Annotated in this window: 16 protein-coding genes, 1 pseudogene and 1 other annotated feature; of the genes and pseudogenes, 8 read left to right on the top strand and 9 right to left on the bottom strand. The window is 53.4% G+C overall.

Features of this window, described 5'->3' with window-relative positions; genetic code table 11:
- Positions 1-18 precede the first annotated feature (18 nt).
- Both EC840_RS15160 and EC840_RS15165 read right to left on the bottom strand, forming a co-directional pair.
- Complete coding sequence (locus tag EC840_RS15160) at positions 19-558, bottom strand: septation protein A (RefSeq protein WP_120161399.1); 540 nt, start codon at positions 556-558, stop codon at positions 19-21.
- A 99-nt stretch (positions 559-657) separates the two neighbouring features.
- Positions 658-1,413 (bottom strand): YciC family protein, encoded by a 756-nt coding sequence (locus EC840_RS15165; protein ID WP_112288834.1) that lies wholly within the window; start codon positions 1,411-1,413, stop codon positions 658-660.
- 435 nt (positions 1,414-1,848) lie between these two features.
- On the opposite strand from EC840_RS15165, the gene ompW reads away from it, so the two are divergent.
- Positions 1,849-2,481: an outer membrane protein OmpW gene (ompW, locus tag EC840_RS15170; RefSeq protein ID WP_112288835.1), complete on the top strand. Its 633-nt coding sequence runs from the start codon at positions 1,849-1,851 to the stop codon at positions 2,479-2,481.
- A gap of 74 nt (positions 2,482-2,555) precedes the next feature.
- Here the strand turns inward: ompW and EC840_RS15175 are convergent, their stop codons facing one another.
- The 6 genes and pseudogenes from EC840_RS15175 to EC840_RS15205 all read right to left on the bottom strand — a co-directional run bounded on the left by EC840_RS15175 (position 2,556) and on the right by EC840_RS15205 (position 9,664).
- A complete protein-coding gene (locus EC840_RS15175) occupies positions 2,556-2,870 on the bottom strand; it encodes a BON domain-containing protein (RefSeq protein ID WP_095921655.1) in 315 nt (104 codons plus the stop codon).
- 217 nt (positions 2,871-3,087) lie between these two features.
- A complete protein-coding gene (gene trpA / locus EC840_RS15180; protein WP_132965962.1) occupies positions 3,088-3,894 on the bottom strand; it encodes a tryptophan synthase subunit alpha in 807 nt (268 codons plus the stop codon).
- Positions 3,894-5,084: a tryptophan synthase subunit beta gene (trpB, locus tag EC840_RS15185; protein WP_112288837.1), complete on the bottom strand. Its 1,191-nt coding sequence runs from the start codon at positions 5,082-5,084 to the stop codon at positions 3,894-3,896. Before trpB ends, trpA begins: the two co-directional genes overlap by 1 nt.
- 44 nt (positions 5,085-5,128) lie before the next feature.
- Entirely contained in the window at positions 5,129-6,493 is a 1,365-nt protein-coding gene (gene trpCF / locus EC840_RS15190; RefSeq protein WP_132965964.1) for a bifunctional indole-3-glycerol-phosphate synthase TrpC/phosphoribosylanthranilate isomerase TrpF, read from the bottom strand.
- A 3-nt stretch (positions 6,494-6,496) separates the two neighbouring features.
- Positions 6,497-8,100, bottom strand: a pseudogene (gene trpD / locus EC840_RS25540) (bifunctional anthranilate synthase glutamate amidotransferase component TrpG/anthranilate phosphoribosyltransferase TrpD).
- Position 8,101: 1 nt separating this feature from the next.
- On the bottom strand, positions 8,102-9,664 hold the full coding sequence (locus EC840_RS15205) for an anthranilate synthase component 1 (protein ID WP_132965968.1): 1,563 nt from the start codon (positions 9,662-9,664) through the stop codon (positions 8,102-8,104).
- A gap of 55 nt (positions 9,665-9,719) precedes the next feature.
- Positions 9,720-9,822, bottom strand: a sequence feature (Trp leader region).
- Between the two features lie 392 nt (positions 9,823-10,214).
- Between EC840_RS15205 and EC840_RS15210 the strand changes: the two genes are divergently transcribed.
- The 7 genes from EC840_RS15210 (at position 10,215) to cobT (ending at position 16,414) form a co-directional block, all read left to right on the top strand.
- Positions 10,215-11,075 carry a PHP domain-containing protein gene (locus EC840_RS15210; RefSeq protein WP_259274964.1) on the top strand — a complete coding sequence of 287 codons (861 nt, stop codon included), beginning with the start codon at positions 10,215-10,217 and terminating at the stop codon, positions 11,073-11,075.
- Positions 11,076-11,109: 34 nt separating this feature from the next.
- Positions 11,110-11,730 (top strand): L-threonylcarbamoyladenylate synthase, encoded by a 621-nt coding sequence (locus tag EC840_RS15215; protein ID WP_112288841.1) that lies wholly within the window; start codon positions 11,110-11,112, stop codon positions 11,728-11,730.
- Between the two features lie 611 nt (positions 11,731-12,341).
- Positions 12,342-13,262: a 23S rRNA pseudouridine(2605) synthase RluB gene (rluB, locus tag EC840_RS15220; RefSeq protein WP_240783389.1), complete on the top strand. Its 921-nt coding sequence runs from the start codon at positions 12,342-12,344 to the stop codon at positions 13,260-13,262.
- A gap of 136 nt (positions 13,263-13,398) precedes the next feature.
- Entirely contained in the window at positions 13,399-13,953 is a 555-nt protein-coding gene (cobU, locus tag EC840_RS15225; RefSeq protein WP_132965970.1) for a bifunctional adenosylcobinamide kinase/adenosylcobinamide-phosphate guanylyltransferase, read from the top strand.
- Between the two features lie 25 nt (positions 13,954-13,978).
- A complete protein-coding gene (gene cobS / locus EC840_RS15230) occupies positions 13,979-14,731 on the top strand; it encodes an adenosylcobinamide-GDP ribazoletransferase (protein ID WP_132965972.1) in 753 nt (250 codons plus the stop codon).
- A gap of 16 nt (positions 14,732-14,747) precedes the next feature.
- A complete protein-coding gene (cobC, locus tag EC840_RS15235) occupies positions 14,748-15,344 on the top strand; it encodes an alpha-ribazole phosphatase (RefSeq protein ID WP_112288845.1) in 597 nt (198 codons plus the stop codon).
- Between the two features lie 26 nt (positions 15,345-15,370).
- Positions 15,371-16,414 carry a nicotinate-nucleotide--dimethylbenzimidazole phosphoribosyltransferase gene (cobT, locus tag EC840_RS15240; RefSeq protein WP_112288846.1) on the top strand — a complete coding sequence of 348 codons (1,044 nt, stop codon included), beginning with the start codon at positions 15,371-15,373 and terminating at the stop codon, positions 16,412-16,414.
- A gap of 16 nt (positions 16,415-16,430) precedes the next feature.
- On the opposite strand, the gene cobO is transcribed toward cobT, so the two are convergent.
- On the bottom strand, positions 16,431-17,021 hold the full coding sequence (gene cobO / locus EC840_RS15245; RefSeq protein WP_112288847.1) for a cob(I)yrinic acid a,c-diamide adenosyltransferase: 591 nt from the start codon (positions 17,019-17,021) through the stop codon (positions 16,431-16,433).
- Between the last annotated feature and the right edge of the window lie 12 nt (positions 17,022-17,033).

Genomic DNA, 17,033 nt, shown 5'->3' on the forward strand with positions numbered 1-17,033 from the left:
GCCTGTGCAAAAAAATGCTTATTTTTTTTCATCATCCGGCATATGCCGGTAAATATAGATACCACTTAACAGCGTAAATACCAGCGTCAGGGCTGTCAGGCCAAAGACCTTAAAGTTGACCCAAATATTCTGTGGCAACCAGAAGGCGACATAGATGTTCGCCAGGCCGCACAGCAGGAAAAAGATCGCCCAGCTGATGTTCAGTTTATTCCACACGTGATCCGGCAATGTCAGCTCTTTACCCAACATACGCTGGATTAACGGCTTTTTCAGCACCAGCTGACTGATCAGCAATGCGCCGGAGAACAGGACGTAAATCACGGTCACTTTCCATTTAATGAATTCATCATTATGGAAAACCAGAGTCAGGGTGCCGAAAACCGCCACCATCGCGAAGGTGATTAACGTCATCTTCTCGATTTTACGGTACAGAACCCAGGTGATCACTAACGCTAACGCGGTGGCAGCGATTAACGCGCCTGATGCGACAAAGATGTCGTAAAGCTTATAAACCACAAAAAAGACAATCAGGGGAAGAAAATCGAGGAGCTGCTTCATACTTCATTCCATGTTTTATGTATGGGATGACTATACCGGAATCATTTCACGGACAAAAGAAAAGGGCGCCGGAGCGCCCCTTAAAAACGTATGTCTATATTATGCATGTAATTTCATGTAAAGACGGAACAGATAAATGAGCATAAATGCACTGATGATATTGCTGACTGCGCCGAGAATAACGGCGCCAATCATCGGATTGAGTGCGCTCAGAACGCCGACAAACAGCATCAGAACCACTTGTGCCACAATCCACAACATCACAGCCGGTGCCACAAGACGTACATTTGAGAAGGCCAGACGTGTACTCAGGCGCATCGCTTTGAAGGCACCCGTGTTCTCTTTGCACGCGATAACCGGGGATAACGCCCATGCAATCGCAATCAGGAAAGCAGGAACAAACAGCAGTGCCAGCCCGATACGGAACATCACGCTGTAAATGAAGAGCAAAATAGCCAGACGCGGCAGAACCGGCAGGGAAGCGGTCATCACCTGAACGACACTGGCGCGTACGCCCTGAGAAACCAGCTGAATGAGCGTTAATACGCCGCCGACCAGAATAACGTTACCGGCCAGGGTGGAAAACAGTGCTGCCAGGCTATAGCGGAAAATAGCGCTTTGCTGCTCCGGAGTAATTTGCTGTTCGATATAACCCATCATATCGCCGACGCTCATGCCGGTCATGTTGCTCATCAGTTGGCCGATAGCATCGATCTGCTCAGCGGAAGGACTTAAAACCCAGCTCAATATGACGGTAATCAATGCGGCCAGAACCGAGAGCGCCAAAACGCTACTCATCTGATTACGCATAAAATTATAACTGTCACGGTACAACGTACTGGCCGTGATAGACATGGACGCTCCTTGGCAAAAAGCAAAAATCAATAAGGCGGCGATTGTACCCTTTAAATATACTCCGCCGATAGTTTTGCGCTGATTTCCTGTCAGTCTGCCTGATGAATCTCTGCGTAAACCTCACTGAGGGGGCTGAGAACAATCGCCAGTAAATTCGTATTCAGCCCACGGCACCATTTTAAAACCAACATGTGTATGCAAATTACGCAACGCTATTTTTTTAGCAACTGGGATTACACCTGTTAACAAATCTACAAAATCCCCTCATTTTTGATGTAGATCAATTCCTTTGTTTTTATAGATTTAGATCGCTTTGCGGAAGATGCATTTTCTTACTTTTTGTTTTAAAGATGTGATCTCGCATTGATCAAACCATACCAAAGAGTAGGTATCATTCGCGCGGTTGATAAATAATCCACACAAAGGGAAGGGACAATGAAAGCAGCATATTGGGCATTAGTCGCAGCAGCGGCATTTCCGGCAGTCGCGAGCGCACATCAGGCAGGGGATGTGATTTTTCGCGTAGGCACCGCCACGGTACGTCCGACAGAAGGTTCGGATAACGTGCTGGGTCTGGGGTCATTTAATATTAACAACAATACCCAGATGGGCTTAACGCTGGGCTACATGTTCACCGACAATATCGGCATGGAGTTGCTGGCCGCGACGCCGTTCCAGCACAAAGTCGGTTTGCAAAGTACCGGGACAATCGCAGAAGTGAAGCAGTTGCCGCCTTCATTGATGGCGCAGTATTACTTCGGTGACAGACAGGACAAATTGCGTCCTTACCTCGGTGTGGGTATCAACTACACCACGTTCTATGACACGGATTTCAACCAGACCGGGCGTGATGCCGGGCTGTCTGATTTAAGCGTCAAAGATTCATGGGGCGTGGCAACGCAGGCGGGGCTGGATTACAACCTGGACGACAACTGGTTAATCAACATGTCTGTGTGGTGGATGGATATTGATACGGAAGTTAAATTCAAAGCCGGTGGTGAGCAGCAAAACATCAACACCCGGATCGATCCGTGGGTCTTTATGTTTGGCGTCGGCTATCGTTTCTGATTTTAAAGAAAAAAACACAAAAAAAAGAGGCGCTTCGGCGCCTCTTCGCTTTTCAGTTTACCGCATTTGCGGGCTTATTTTACCCGCATATCATTTTCAATCGAACGTACACCTGCAACGCCACGCGTCACTTCTACCGCACGGTTTGCATCCGCTGTTGACGTCACAAAACCACTTAACTGCACGCGGCCTTTAAAGGTCTCGACGCTAATCTCAGTGGATTTAATCGTTTTATCGGCCAGCAGGGCTGATTTTACTTTTGTTGTGACAACAGTGTCATCGATGTAACCACCGGTTCCTTCTGATTTTTTAGTCGGTGCACAAGCGGCAACGGCCATGACCACAACGGCTGCCATGCAGAATGCGGACAATGTTTTGAATAGCTTCATAAAATAACTCTCCATGATTTGTTATAAAACCAAAAGAAACAAACGTTTAACTGAGCAGATGATATCTCTCTCACGTACAGTATCATTGATCTGCAGAGTAATTTTAGTTTGGATTATTGAAATGGGTAATACAAATTAAGCGGGGTAAAAAAAAGTAAGAAATTAAAAGAAACAGAACCTTAGTCACTGTATGACTGAGGTTCTGTTTTAGAGAAGGTTATGCGCGGGTTGCGGCCTTCATTTCACTGACAAAGCGGGAAAGCTGAGCCAGCATTTCAGAAGGCTGATGCTGGTTGTTTTCGATGATACGCACTGTCGCTGAACCGGAAATCGCACCGGCTGCGCCTGCGGCCAGCGTTTCTTTCACCTGTGAAGGTTCAGAAATACCAAAGCCCTGCAATGGTGGCGCGGCATTGTATTCCCGCAACTTATCAACCATGTGATTCAGCGGCGTCAGCGCGCGCTTCTCCGTACCGGTAACGCCAGCGCGGGACAGCAAATAGGTGTAGCCGCGACCATGAGAAGAAATCTCACGCAGCAAGTCATCCGACGCATTTGGCGGGCAGATGAAAATTGGCGCAATACCGTGTCGCAATGCAGCGGCGCGGAACGGCGTGGATTCTTCAAACGGCACATCGGCCACCAGCACAGAATCGACGCCCACTTCAGCGCAACGCTGATAGAAGGTTTCGATACCGTTGTGGAACACCAGATTGGCGTACATCAGCAGGCCAATCGGAATGTCCGGGTGCTTTTCACGGATGCGTGCGAGCATATTGAAACACTGCGTCGGTGTCACACCCGCTGCGAAAGCGCGCAGGTTAGCATTCTGAATCGTCGGGCCGTCAGCCAGCGGGTCAGAGAACGGGATCCCCAGTTCCAGCGCATCCGCGCCGGCTTCAATCAGCGTGTCGATGATGGACAGGGAAAGCTCAACGCCCGGATCGCCCAGCGTAACGAAAGGAACAAATGCACCTTCTTTTTTGCTTTCCAGACGCTTGAATAATTTCTGATAACGTTCCATTAAATTTCTCCCCGGGCAGTCAGGATGTCGTGTACGGTGAAAATGTCTTTGTCGCCGCGACCTGACAAATTCACGACCAGGATTTGTTCTTTCTCTGGCGTTTCCTTGATCAGTTTCAACGCATAAGCCAGCGCGTGTGAGGATTCCAGCGCAGGAATAATCCCTTCATGACGGGACAATTCTTTAAAGGCATCCAGCGCTTCATCATCGGTAATCGACACATATTCTGCACGGCCGATACTGTTGAGGAAGGCGTGTTGCGGGCCGACAGACGGGAAATCCAGACCGGCTGAAATCGAGTAGGACTCTTCAATCTGACCTTCAGACGTCTGCATCATTGGCGCTTTCATGCCGAAATAAATGCCGACGTGACCGTGTTTAAGCGGCGCGCCGTGTTGTCCGGTTTCGATACCCAGACCACCCGGTTCAACCCCAATCAGTTTTACGCTGGTGTCGTCGATGAAATCTGCAAACATGCCAATGGCATTGGAACCGCCACCGACGCAGGCAATCACCGCATCCGGCAGACAGCCTTCGCGTTCCTGCATCTGGGATTTGGTTTCTTCGCCGATCATGCGCTGGAATTCGCGCACGATAGTCGGATACGGATGCGGGCCTGCTGCGGTGCCCAGCATGTAGTGTGCTGTTTCATAGCTGCCTGACCAGTCACGCAGTGCCTCATTACAGGCATCTTTCAGCGTGGATGAACCGCTGTGTACCGGGATCACTTCCGCACCCATCAGGCGCATACGGAACACGTTTGGCGACTGACGCTCAATGTCTTTGGCGCCCATATAAATGCGGCATTTCAGACCGAGCAGGGCGCAGGCCAGAGCCGATGCCACACCGTGCTGACCGGCACCGGTTTCAGCAATGATTTCTGTTTTGCCCATGCGTTTTGCCAGCAATGCCTGACCCAACACCTGGTTAGTCTTATGCGCGCCGCCGTGCAGCAAATCTTCACGCTTAAGATACAGCTTGGTTTTAGTACCGGCGGTGAGGTTTTTGCACAGTGTCAGCGCCGTCGGGCGACCTGCGTAGTTTTTCAGCAAATCAATAAATTCAGCCTGAAACTCAGGGTCGCGCTGTGCGCTGACAAAGGCTTCTTCCAGCTGGACCAGCGCAGGCATCAGAATTTGCGGAACATACTGGCCGCCAAATTCGCCGAAGTAGGGATTAAGTAAAGTCATGTTATTCCGTCCTGTCTGTCAATTTTTGCGTCATTGCGTGCGGCTTAGTACGCCCGCAATGTCTGGAATACGGCGGTAATTTTTTCGGCATCTTTGATGCCCGGCTCGCTTTCAACACCGGAGTTGAAATCCAGCCCTGCACAACCGAGTTGTGCAGCTTCGACGCAGTTATCTGCGCTCAGGCCACCGGCGAGTAACGTATTGCTCAGATCGTGACCGGCCAGTTTACTCCAGTCGAAACGATAACCGGTGCCGCCTTTGCCGTTGTCGAGCACGTAACGATCCACGTGGTTCAGGTTGCGCGCGGGCAATGTTTCTTTGACGCTCAGCGCTTTCCAGATCTGCACGGCTTCCGGCAGCGCTGCGCGCAGTTCATCGATATAGGCCTGGCTCTCATCGCCGTGTAGTTGCACGGCGGTCAGTTTCAGAATCTCTGCGGTTTGTACCACTGTACTGACGATTTCATCGCGGAATACGCCGACATATTTCAGCGGCGCGCCGTTCTGCACTTCTTTCGCCAGCGTTTGTGTGACGAAACGCGGTGAAGTTCCGACAAAAATCAGTCCGCCATAAATGGCACCGGCGTCGTACGCCGCTTTGGCGTCCGCAGCGCGGGTCAGGCCGCAGACTTTATTATCACCGAGCAGTACACGACGCACGGCAGCGGACAAATCTTGTTCTGACATCAGCGCGCTGCCAATCAGGAAACCATTGGCGAAGCGGCTGAGCTCACGAATTTGCCCGTAAGTATTAATGCCGGATTCACTGATGACCGTCACGCCGTGCGGAACGCGCGGTGCCAGTTCACGGGTGCGGTTCAGGTCGATGGACAAATCGCGCAGGTCGCGGTTATTGATACCGACCACTTTCGCTTTCAGCTTAACGGCGCGATCCAGTTCTTCTTCATTACTCGCTTCGGTCAGTACGCCCATATTCAGGCTGTGAGCGACGGCGGCGAGCTGAACGTATTGGTCATCATCCAGCACTGACAGCATCAGCAAAATCGCATCTGCCTGATAAAAGCGGGCCAGATGGATCTGATACGGGTCGATAATAAAATCTTTGCACAGCACCGGTTGTGTGACGGTTTTGCTGACCAGCGGCAGGAAATCAAAACTGCCCTGGAAGTATTTCTCATCGGTTAATACTGAAATGGCGGAGGCATGGTCTTTATAAACACTGGCGATTTCTACCGGATCGAAGTTTTCACGGATTCTCCCTTTAGACGGAGAGGCTTGTTTACACTCCAGAATAAAGGCCGTTCTTGCACCTTGCAGGGCATGGTAGAAACTGCGCTGGCTCTGAGTTATTTCGTTCTGAAAGCTGGCCAGCGGTTGTTGTTCTTTACGTGCCGCGACCCAAATTTCCTTGTCGCGAACAATTTTGTGGAGCACGGTTTCCTGCTGCATCACTTATCCTCTTGCTGCCAATGCCAGCACGCGCTGGTAAGGTTCACCGCTGCGCATGACGGCCAAAGCCTGTTGTGCGTTTTGCTTTAAGTCTTCCTGACCGAACAGACGCAGTAACATCGCCACATTGACGGCTACCGCGGCTTCATGGGCCGGATCTCCTTTACCTTGTAATAAGCGTGCCAGAATGTCACGGTTTTCTTCCGGCTCGCCGCCCAGCAAGGATTCAATCGGATAATTATCCAGACCGAAGTCCTGCGGCGTCAGTTCATAAGTGGTGATTTTACCGTCTTTTAGCTCGGCAACCTGTGTGGCTGCGTGGATAGCAACCTCATCCATTCCGCCGCCGTGAACCACTGCCGCACGCTCATAACCCAGCGCACGCAATGTTTCGGCAATCGGCTGCACCAGCTCCGGGCTGTACACGCCAATCAGCGCCAGCGGCGGACGTGCCGGATTAATCAGCGGACCCAGCACGTTAAACAGCGTGCGGGTTTTCAGTGCTTTGCGCACCGGCATCGCATGGCGAAAACCAGTGTGATATTGCGGTGCGAACAGGAAACACACGTTCAGGTCATCCAGCGCGGCGCGGGATTCTTCCGCTGGCATATCCAGACGGATACCAAACGCCGCCAGTAAATCCGACGAGCCCGAACGGCTGGACACGCTGCGGTTACCGTGTTTCGCCACACGAGCGCCACACGCCGCCGCCACAAAGGCGCTGGCGGTAGAAATGTTGATGCTGTTGGTGCCATCGCCGCCGGTGCCGACAATGTCAGCGAACTGATAATCAGGACGCGGGAACGGTTCCGCGTGTGCCAGCAACGCTTTGGCGGCACCGGCGATTTCAGCCGGTTGTTCGCCACGCACTTTCATGCTGATTAATGCACCGGCCAGCTGCGCCGGTTCCAGTTCGCCATTCACGATGGCGGTAAATAACTGCTGGCTTTCTTCCTGCGTCATTGTCTGAGCGCGAAACAGATTTTCGAGAATGCCGGGAATAGTTTGCGTTTTCATGACAGTTCTCCTTACGCCAAAGCCCAGGCCAGTGTCTGCTCAAGCAGACGGGCACCCAGTGAAGTTAAGATGGATTCCGGATGGAACTGGAAACCGCAAACGCGATCTTCTTCGTGACGTACTGCCATCACCATATCGCCGAAACGAGCGTTAACGGTCAGACCGTCGGGGATCTGGCTGCCGACCAGCGAGTGATAACGTGCTACCGGCAGCGGGTTGTTCATACCGGCAAACATCGCTTCGTTGTCATGCGTAACAGAAGACGCTTTACCATGCAGGATTTCACCCGCCTGACCTACAAATCCGCCGTAGGTCTCGACAATCGCCTGATGACCCAGGCAGATACCGATAATCGGTAACTGACCGCGCAGACGTTTCAGCAGTTCCGGCATGCAGCCCGCTTCGGAAGGCGTACCCGGACCCGGAGAAAGCACCAGCACGGGTTTTTCCAGCTGGCTGAGTTTTTCAATAATCACGTCAGCCGGGATCTGATTGCGGTAAATCACCACGTTATGACCACTTGAACGCAGCTGATCGACGAGGTTGTAAGTAAAGGAATCGACATTATCGATGAGTAAGATATCGGCCATCTTAAAATACCTCTTTCGCATTGTGGGCGGTGGCGATGGCGCGCAGGACTGCACGGGCTTTATTACGGGTTTCGTCGGCTTCAGCTTGCGGGACGGAATCCAGCACTACGCCGCCGCCTGCCTGCACGGTGGCAATGCCGTCTTCGACATAGGCTGAGCGGATCACGATGCAGGTATCTAAATCACCGTGAGCGGTGAAGTAGCCAACCGCGCCGCCGTAACTGCCACGACGTGTCTGCTCGGAGGCCGAAATCAACTGCATGGCGCGAACTTTCGGTGCGCCGGTCAGCGTGCCCATATTCATGACGGCCTGATAAGCATGCAGCACGTCGAGGTCATGACGCAGTGTGCCGACCACGCGGGACACCAGATGCATCACGAAAGAATAACGGTCAACTTTGGTCAGGTCGGCGACGTAACGGCTGCCAGGCTCACAGATACGCGCCAGATCGTTACGCGCTAAATCCACAAGCATCAGATGCTCGGCCAGTTCTTTATGATCGGTACGCATTTCCAGTTCGATACGGCTGTCGAGATCTAAATCCAGTGAACCGTCAGCACGGCGACCGCGCGGGCGTGTGCCTGCAATCGGATAGATTTCGATCTGGCGATTCGTCGCGTCATATTTCAGCGCGCTCTCAGGCGATGCGCCGAACAACGTGAAATCGTTGTCCTGCATGAAAAACATGTACGGGCTCGGGTTGTTGTTTTTCAGCGTTTCATAAGCGGCCAGCGGAGCAGGGCACGGCAGTGAGAAACGACGGGAAGGCACGACCTGGAAAATTTCACCGGCGCGGATCGCCACTTTCATTTTCTCAACAACGGCACCGAACTCTTCGTCACTCTGGTTCACGCTCAGTTGCATTTCCGGCACGCTCTGATGCGGAATGGCGTGCGCCGGTAATTGCAGCTGATGTTGCAACTGTTCCAGACGCTCGTGCAGGCGCTGTTTCTCCTCAGCTGAAGGGGTAAACAAGCTGGCCTGCAAACGGCAGGAGCGGTTCTGATGGTCAAGCACCAGCAGGGTTTCTGCCAGATAGAAACAGAAATCCGGGCAGCGCTGGTCAGAAGGCAGTTGCGGTAAATCTTCGAAACCGGCGACCAGGTCATAAGCAAACAGACCGCCGAGGAACATCGCCTCGCGTTCATCAGCAGGCGTTTCAACTGAGGTCAGAATGCTGCGCAGTGCGTCAAATACGGAACGTGAACGCAGACGGGCATCTTCGTCCTGCATCTGGTCAATCACGGGGAAGCTCAGTTCGCGACCGTTCGGACGAACATCATTGCGGATTTCAGCCGGTAATGCGGCGTCAATCAGTGACAGTAAAGAAGCGCCGTTGGGGGTCAGTGCCTGAATGGAAACCCGGGAACCCAGCGCGGTGATGCGCAGGGCGCTGTCAACAATCAACAGGCTCTTCAGGTTTTCTTTGCTGGTCACTTCTGAGGATTCAAGCAGCAGCGTGGCCGGACGTGCGCCACAAAGCTGGTGGAAAATGGCCGTCGGGTCGCCGCGATAACTTCCTTCTGCGGTCAGCAATTCTAATCGTGGTTTCTGAATAATCATTTTGCTTCCTGAAATTTTTTAACGTTTCTGTAAAACAGATTTCAAATAGACGGCCACAAAAAAGCCCGCATTATGCGGGCTTCGGAAATCTTGCAGCGTCTGATGACAGCTATGCGTGATTATTCCGCCCGCCAAAGGGAAGTACGCCACCAGCTGAGAACCGCCATCATGTGAGTTTTCATCATCAGACACTCTTGTTTGTTTATGAAGCTAACGTTTTTAAAACGTAAGCTTTCTGAATCGGTTTGTCACGCTGTTCATTTCTGAACTGTTCCGTGAACTTGCGTACTAGTAAACTAGTTCAGCGATGTAAAGTCAACCCTCTTTTTCATGCACTTCCCCGCTTTAGTGCGGCTGTTTTGTGCAAAAAGTGTTATCGCACCGTTGCAGTGCATCACGTTCAGGTGAAAATCATCCCTAACGTGAAAAGCCCTAACGCGTTATGATGGGTGCTGCATTCCGAAACAGGTTAATTCCCCACGTGACGACGACTTTACCCGTAAACACTTCATCTTCAGCAGACGATCAGACCACCAGCACTGCATTCACGATTTACGATCTTCACAGCCATACCACGGCGTCGGACGGCTATTTAACGCCGGAAGCCCTGGTTTCGCGTGCGGTGGAAATGCGGGTGGGCGTTCTGGCGATCACCGATCACGACAGTACCGAAGGGCTGGCGCGGGCGGCACAGGCCATTGCTGAAAATCAGCTGCCGTTGCAACTGGTGAACGGTGTTGAAATTTCTACATTGTGGGAAAACCATGAAATCCACATCGTCGGGCTGGGCATCGACCCTTCGCATCCGGCGATGATCGCGTTACTGAAAGTACAGGCCGATTTGCGTCAGCAACGTGCGCAGGAAATGGGCCGTCGTCTGGCGAAAGCGCGTATCGAAGGTGCATGGGAAGGCGCGTTGCGTCTGGCCGATGGCGGTGCTGTCACCCGGGCGCATTTTGCCCGCTATCTGGTGGAATTTGGTGCGGCTGACAATATCGCGCAGGTGTTCAAAAAATTCCTCGCCAAAGGCAAGACCGGCTACGTTCCGCCACAGTGGTGTACAATAGAACAAGCGATTGATGCGATTCATCAGTCTGGCGGGCAGGCCGTGGTCGCCCATCCGGGCCGTTATGACTTGTCCACAAAATGGCTGAAACGCCTGCTCGCGTTCTTTGCGGAACAGGGCGGCGATGCCATGGAAGTCGCGCAGTGTCAGCAGGCACCCAATGAGCGTGCGCAACTGGCGGCTTACGCCCGTGACTATAATTTGCTCGCCTCGCAGGGATCTGATTTCCATCAGCCTTGTTCGTGGATTGAGCTGGGGCGCAAACTTTGGCTTCCCGCAGGCGTTGAACCGGTATGGCAACACTGGCCGGTCGCCGGGAAACAGCCTGAAATTGAACCGGTCTGAAGCCCGACCGCAGAAGAAGAATTAAGAGGGAACAATGAGTCAATATTTTTATATTCACCCCGAAAATCCGCAGCCACGTCTGATTAATCAGGCGGTTGAATTGCTGCGCAAGGGCAATGTGATCGTTTATCCGACGGACTCAGGCTATGCGCTGGGTTGTCGTCTGGAAGAAAAGAACGCGATGGAGCGCATTTGCCGCATCCGTCAGTTAGACGGAAACCACAACTTTACTCTGATGTGCCGTGATCTCTCTGAGCTGTCCACTTACGCTTACGTGGATAATTCGGCATTTCGTCTGATCAAAAATAACACGCCGGGTAACTACACGTTCATTTTGAAAGCGACCAAAGAAGTGCCGCGTCGCCTGATGAGTGAGAAGCGTAAAACCATTGGTCTGCGCGTGCCGTCAAACCCGATTGCTGTCGCATTACTCGATGCACTGGGTGAGCCGCTGATGTCCACCACGCTGATGCTGCCGGGCAATGACTTTGCGGAATCTGATCCGGAAGACATCAAGGATAATTTAGGCAAGCTGGTTGATCTGGTCATTGACGGCGGATCCCTCGGTCAGCAACCGACCACGGTGATTGACCTGACTGAAGCGTCACCGGAAGTGATCCGTGAAGGCGCGGGCGATCCGGCACCTTTCCGCTGATCTTCCCGTGAGTCATATGTGGCATTTTGTTTGAAAAATAATCAGCCCGTAACGTCCTTAGCGGGATACAAATTACTGATAAATGTGTATAATGGCGGGCTGACTTTTTTGTAAGTCATTGTATCACTACGCAATAACTGAATTTTGGCGGGCAGATGGCGAATCACGTCATGCTGCCGGCTCCCCCCGACGCCTGTGAAGGCGACAAATGAGGCTGCTCAATGAGCGAGAAGTATAATTCCCAGAAGCACACCAGCGATAAAGCCAAACCGGCACGTCCATCTGGTGACAAGCCAAAAAGTGGCAGAAATTCCGGCGCAGCTAAAAGCCGTCCGGAACCGTCACGGGCTGAAAAACGCGGCGAAAAGCCACGTACTGACAAACCACGTACAGATAAACCACGCAGCGACAAGCCGCGTTCAGACAAACCACGTTCTGACGCAGGCCGCGGCGATTCACGCACCGAGAACTCCCGTATTGAAAAACCACGTACAGGCAAACCGGGTCGTCCGGAAAATGCCCGTGGTGAAAAACCTCGCGCGCCGCTAAAACCGCGTGGTACCAAACCTAAAGCTGAAGCGCTGTTTGATGAAAACGGCGAAGAAGAAGAAGTGAAATACCAGAAGCCGAAGAACGCGCTGGACAGCACCGAAGGACAAAGCGAAAAGCTGCAAAAAGTCCTGGCGCGTGCAGGCCACGGTTCACGTCGTGAAGTTGAAGCGATGATCCAGGCGGGCCGCGTCAGCGTTGACGGTAAAATTTCTACGCTGGGCGACCGCGTGGAAGTCACCGGCGGCACCAAAATTCGTCTTGATGGCCACGTTCTGTCAGTGATGGAATCTCAGGACACTGTCTGCCGCGTGCTGGCGTACTACAAGCCGGAAGGCGAGTTGTGTACGCGCAGTGATCCGGAAGGCCGTCCGACCGTCTTTGACCGTCTGCCAAAAATGCGCGGTTCACGCTGGATTGCGGTAGGGCGTCTGGACGTTAACACCTCCGGCCTGCTGTTATTCACCACCGACGGTGAACTGGCTAACCGCCTGATGCACCCGAGCCGTGAAGTTGAGCGCGAATATGCCGTACGTGTGTTCGGTCAGGTTGATGATGAAAAAATCAAACAACTGAGCCGTGGCGTGCAGCTGGAAGACGGTCCTGCGGCATTCCGCTCGATCAAATTCCAGGGCGGTGAAGGCCTGAACCAGTGGTACAACGTGACCCTGACAGAAGGGCGTAACCGCGAAGTTCGTCGTCTGTGGGAAGCCGTTGGCGTGCAGGTCAGCCGTCTGATCCGCGTGCGTTATGGTGACCTGAACCTGCCTAAAGGCCTGCCTCGTGGCGGCTATAAAGAGCTGGATCTGCCAGACATCAACTATCTGCGCACACTGGTCGATATGACCGAAGAAACCGTCAGCAAACTGCCGGTTGAACGTGACCGTCGTCGTGTGAAAGCTAACCAGATCCGTCGTGCTGTTAAGCGCCACACTCAGGTTGCACCGGCACGTCGCGCAACCGGACCGGCAAAACGGGGTTAATCGCTGACAAGCGAGGCACTTGCGTCTATGCTCATAAACCGCAGTCAGTGACTGCGGTTTTTTTTGCTCAAAATTCAGGGCATAACGTCATTTCTGACGAATGTTGAATTAACAAACAGAAAGCAAGGAGCCGATTATGATGCTGATCACCGGCGGTGCCCGCAGCGGCAAAAGCCGTTTTGCCGAGCAGGTGGCTGAAAAACGTGGCGGCGAGGTGCTGTATATCGCCACCTCGGTCGTGACCGATGCCGAAATGGCGGAGCGCATCCGTTATCACCAGCAACAACGTCCGGCTCACTGGCATACTTTTGAAAGCTATCGTGACCTGGGTAATGTTGTGCGTGCGCATCAGGCGCAGTTTCCGACCATTATTATCGAGTGCATCACGACGCTTATCACCAATCTTCTGTTTGATATTGCCGGTGAAACACCGCCGGAAGAGATGGATTTTGACGCGATAGAACAGCACATTTTTGCGCAAGTTGCACAGCTGATGGAAGCTGCGCAACATCCTGAATCCGAGGTGATTATTGTCACCAACGAAGTGGGCATGGGTATCGTGCCGGACAACCTGCTGGCGCGGCGTTTTCGTGATATCGCCGGGCGGGTAAATCAGCAACTGGCCGCCGCAGCGGACGACGTTTACCTGATTGTCTCCGGCATTCCGCTACCGGTAAAAACATCGGAATAAAACCACTCAGAAAAGGGAATTTATTATGGCTTTTGGGCGGCAGTTTCTGGCGATGTTGCAGTTTCTTACCCGCATTCCGGTGAAGGAACGATGGTGCGACGGCGTTGATCTGAAAGAGTATTCCCGCGGGATTGTCTGTTTTCCGCTGGTCGGACTGGTGATGGGTTTACTTACCGCGCTGGTATGGTGGACTGTCATGCCGCATGTCGGCGCGCTTGTCGCGGCAATCGCCGTTGTCATCGCGCACATTATGCTGACCGGCGGTCTGCATCTCGACGGATTAGCTGACAGTTGCGACGGTTTGTTTTCGGTACGCAGCCGCGAGCGGATCCTTGAAATCATGCGCGACAGCCGCATCGGCACTAATGGCGCGCTGGCGCTGATTGTAGCCGTTGTACTGCGGACAGCGCTGATTTATCAGATGAGTGCGGACGGATTGCCGGTGCTGGCGCTTCTTATCGTCACGCCGGTTGTCGGGCGGGGCATGATGGCGGTGATGATGTACCGTCAGGCTTATGCCCGCGAATCGGGAATGGGCAATTTATTTATCGGTAAAATCAGTGAAGGGCGCTTCGGTGTCACATTGCTGCTGATGGCGGCGCTCGTGTTGTTCATCGGCGGGTTATCATCCCTGTTTGCATTGCTGGTGACGCTGCTGTTTGTCTTCGGCTTCCGGCGTTTTGTTGCCAGCCGCATTGGCGGTCAGACCGGTGACACCCTGGGGGCAGCGTGCGAATTAAGTGAACTGGTCTTCCTGTTTTTCCTGCTATGGCACTGAGATAAAGGACAAAATAATGAAACTGTATCTGATACGGCACGGACAAACTCAGGCTAACGTAAGCGGCGTTTTTTGCGGCAGCAGCGACATTGCGCTGACTGCTGAAGGTGAGCGACAGGCGCAGCACGTCGGCCGCCAGCTGGCTTCTGTGCCACTCGATGCGCTGATCCACACCGATATGCGCCGCAGCCGCGATACGGCGGCGATAATTGCTCACGGACGCGAACTGATGATGGAAACTCAGCCTCTGTTGCAAGAGATGGCGTTTGGCGACTGGGAAATGCGCCATCACAAGGAGCTGGAAGCCTCGCAGGCTGAAGGTTATCAGGCCTGGTGTCAGGACTGGCAAAAGGCCGATGTCCCGCAGGGCGAATCTTTTACAGATTTCACCCTGCGTATCCGTCAGGCTTTGCAGCAGCTGCATTTGCGTCCACAGGTAAGCCGGTTAGCGATCGTAGCGCATCAGGGTTCGCTCAGCCTGTTGCTGGCGATGATGCTCAAACTGGCACCCTCCGACATGTGGCGCTTCCCGTTTAAGCAGGGCTGCCTGTGTGAAATCGATCTCAGTCATGGCGCTTGTGTGATCCAGCGTTTTAACGACAGCGGTATTTAACTTTTTAAAATAATAAGGACAACCCGATGGCTTCGCTGGCAAATATCCTCCGTCAGATTGCTGAACCTGATACACAGGCCGCGCAGAAGGCGGCACAACGGCTCGACAGTCTGGTTAAACCGCTGGGCAGCCTTGGCCGCCTGGAACAACTGGCGATCCAGCTGGCCTCCATTCGTGGCAATCAGCCGTTGCATTTTCCGAGCAAAGAAGTGCTGGTGATGGCTGCCGATCACGGTGTGTGGCAGGAAGGTGTCACGCCGTCTCCGCAGGTTGTAACTGCCATTCAGGCGGTGAATATTGTGCAGGGGAAAGCCGGGGTTTCCGTGCTGGCGAGAGCGGCCGGTGCGCAGGTTACGCTGATTGACTGCGGGATCATTGGGCCGGATATTCCTGGTACGCTCAACCATAAAGTGGCGCAGGGAACGGGAAATATTGCCACCGGCCCGGCGATGACGCGCGAACAGGCTGAGTCATTGCTGATCTGGAGTGCAGAACGGGTGATAGCTAAAGCTGAAAGCGGCTTATCGCTGCTGGCTGTCGGCGAACTCGGTATGGCAAACACCACGCCCGCAGCGGCGATGGTCGCGGTGCTGACCGGTGCTCAGCCTGCACAAACCGTCGGACTGGGTGCTAATTTGCCACCGGACAGACTGGCGCATAAAATCAGCGTGGTGGAAAAAGCCATTGCGGTCAATCAGCCTGATCCGTCAGATGCAATGGATGTGATGGCGAAAGTGGGGGGCTTTGAACTGGTGGCGATGGCGGGTGCCATGATGGGAGCGGCAGCTGCCGGTATTCCGCTGGTGCTGGATGGTTTTCTTTCTTACGCATCCGCGCTGGCGGCATGCCAGATTGCGCCTGCGCTGAAACCCTATCTCATTCCTTCACATCTTTCGGCAGAGCAGGGCGCGACGCTGGCGCTTGAAGCACTGGGCCTGACACCGTATTTTGATCTGAACCTGCGGCTGGGCGAAGGCAGCGGCGCGGCGCTCGCGTTACCGCTGATTGATGCCGCCTGCGCGATTCATAACGAAATGGCGACGCTGGCAGAATGTCAGATAGAGCTTTAACCGGTGAAACAGGGCGTCACCAGTCGATGCCCTGTTGCGCCATAATACCGGCGTCAAAGGCATGTTTTACCGGTCGCAGTTCGCTGACGGTATCGGCCATTTCCAGCAGGTCACGATGACAGCCACGTCCGGTAATAATCACCGTCTGGTGCGCCGGACGGGCATTCAGGGCATCCACCACATCCTGTAAATCCAGATAGCCGAAACTGACCATGTAGGTCAGTTCATCGAGCACCACCAGATCCAACGCGGCATCGGCCAGCATGCGTTTGCCGTGCTGCCAGACAGCCTGACAGGCTTCGGTATCGGTCTCTTTATTCTGCGTCTCCCAGGTAAAACCGGTCGCCATCACCTGAAATTCTACGCCGTGCGGCTCGAGCAGGTTCTTCTCGCCGTTCGGCCATTCACCCTTGATAAACTGGATCACTGCCGCACGCATACCATGCCCGACCGCGCGGGTGACGGTACCAAAGGCCGCGGTGGTTTTGCCCTTACCGTTGCCGGTAAAAACAATCAAAATGCCGCGCTGTTCTTTGGCAGCATCAATACGTGCGTCAACCTGTTCTTTCAGTTTTTGCTGGCGCTGCTTGTGGCGATCTTCGGTCATCAGTGGCTCCGT

The sequence above is a fragment of the Rahnella sp. JUb53 genome, assembly GCF_004346065.1.
GTDB lineage: Bacteria > Pseudomonadota > Gammaproteobacteria > Enterobacterales > Enterobacteriaceae > Rahnella > Rahnella variigena.

What these genes read in the sequence shown, in the direction of transcription:
- trpA (WP_132965962.1), bottom strand. Translation starts at nt 3,894, where the DNA reads ATGGAACGTTATCAGAAATTATTCAAGCGTCTGGAAAGCAAAAAAGAA.
- EC840_RS15215 (WP_112288841.1), top strand. Translation starts at nt 11,110, where the DNA reads ATGAGTCAATATTTTTATATTCACCCCGAAAATCCGCAGCCACGTCTG.
- EC840_RS15205 (WP_132965968.1), bottom strand. Translation starts at nt 9,664, where the DNA reads ATGATTATTCAGAAACCACGATTAGAATTGCTGACCGCAGAAGGAAGT.
- cobU (WP_132965970.1), top strand. Translation starts at nt 13,399, where the DNA reads ATGATGCTGATCACCGGCGGTGCCCGCAGCGGCAAAAGCCGTTTTGCC.
- trpB (WP_112288837.1), bottom strand. Translation starts at nt 5,084, where the DNA reads ATGACTTTACTTAATCCCTACTTCGGCGAATTTGGCGGCCAGTATGTT.
- cobO (WP_112288847.1), bottom strand. Translation starts at nt 17,021, where the DNA reads ATGACCGAAGATCGCCACAAGCAGCGCCAGCAAAAACTGAAAGAACAG.
- cobT (WP_112288846.1), top strand. Translation starts at nt 15,371, where the DNA reads ATGGCTTCGCTGGCAAATATCCTCCGTCAGATTGCTGAACCTGATACA.
- EC840_RS15175 (WP_095921655.1), bottom strand. Translation starts at nt 2,870, where the DNA reads ATGAAGCTATTCAAAACATTGTCCGCATTCTGCATGGCAGCCGTTGTG.
- cobC (WP_112288845.1), top strand. Translation starts at nt 14,748, where the DNA reads ATGAAACTGTATCTGATACGGCACGGACAAACTCAGGCTAACGTAAGC.
- cobS (WP_132965972.1), top strand. Translation starts at nt 13,979, where the DNA reads ATGGCTTTTGGGCGGCAGTTTCTGGCGATGTTGCAGTTTCTTACCCGC.
- trpCF (WP_132965964.1), bottom strand. Translation starts at nt 6,493, where the DNA reads ATGCAGCAGGAAACCGTGCTCCACAAAATTGTTCGCGACAAGGAAATT.
- ompW (WP_112288835.1), top strand. Translation starts at nt 1,849, where the DNA reads ATGAAAGCAGCATATTGGGCATTAGTCGCAGCAGCGGCATTTCCGGCA.
- EC840_RS15165 (WP_112288834.1), bottom strand. Translation starts at nt 1,413, where the DNA reads ATGTCTATCACGGCCAGTACGTTGTACCGTGACAGTTATAATTTTATG.
- EC840_RS15160 (WP_120161399.1), bottom strand. Translation starts at nt 558, where the DNA reads ATGAAGCAGCTCCTCGATTTTCTTCCCCTGATTGTCTTTTTTGTGGTT.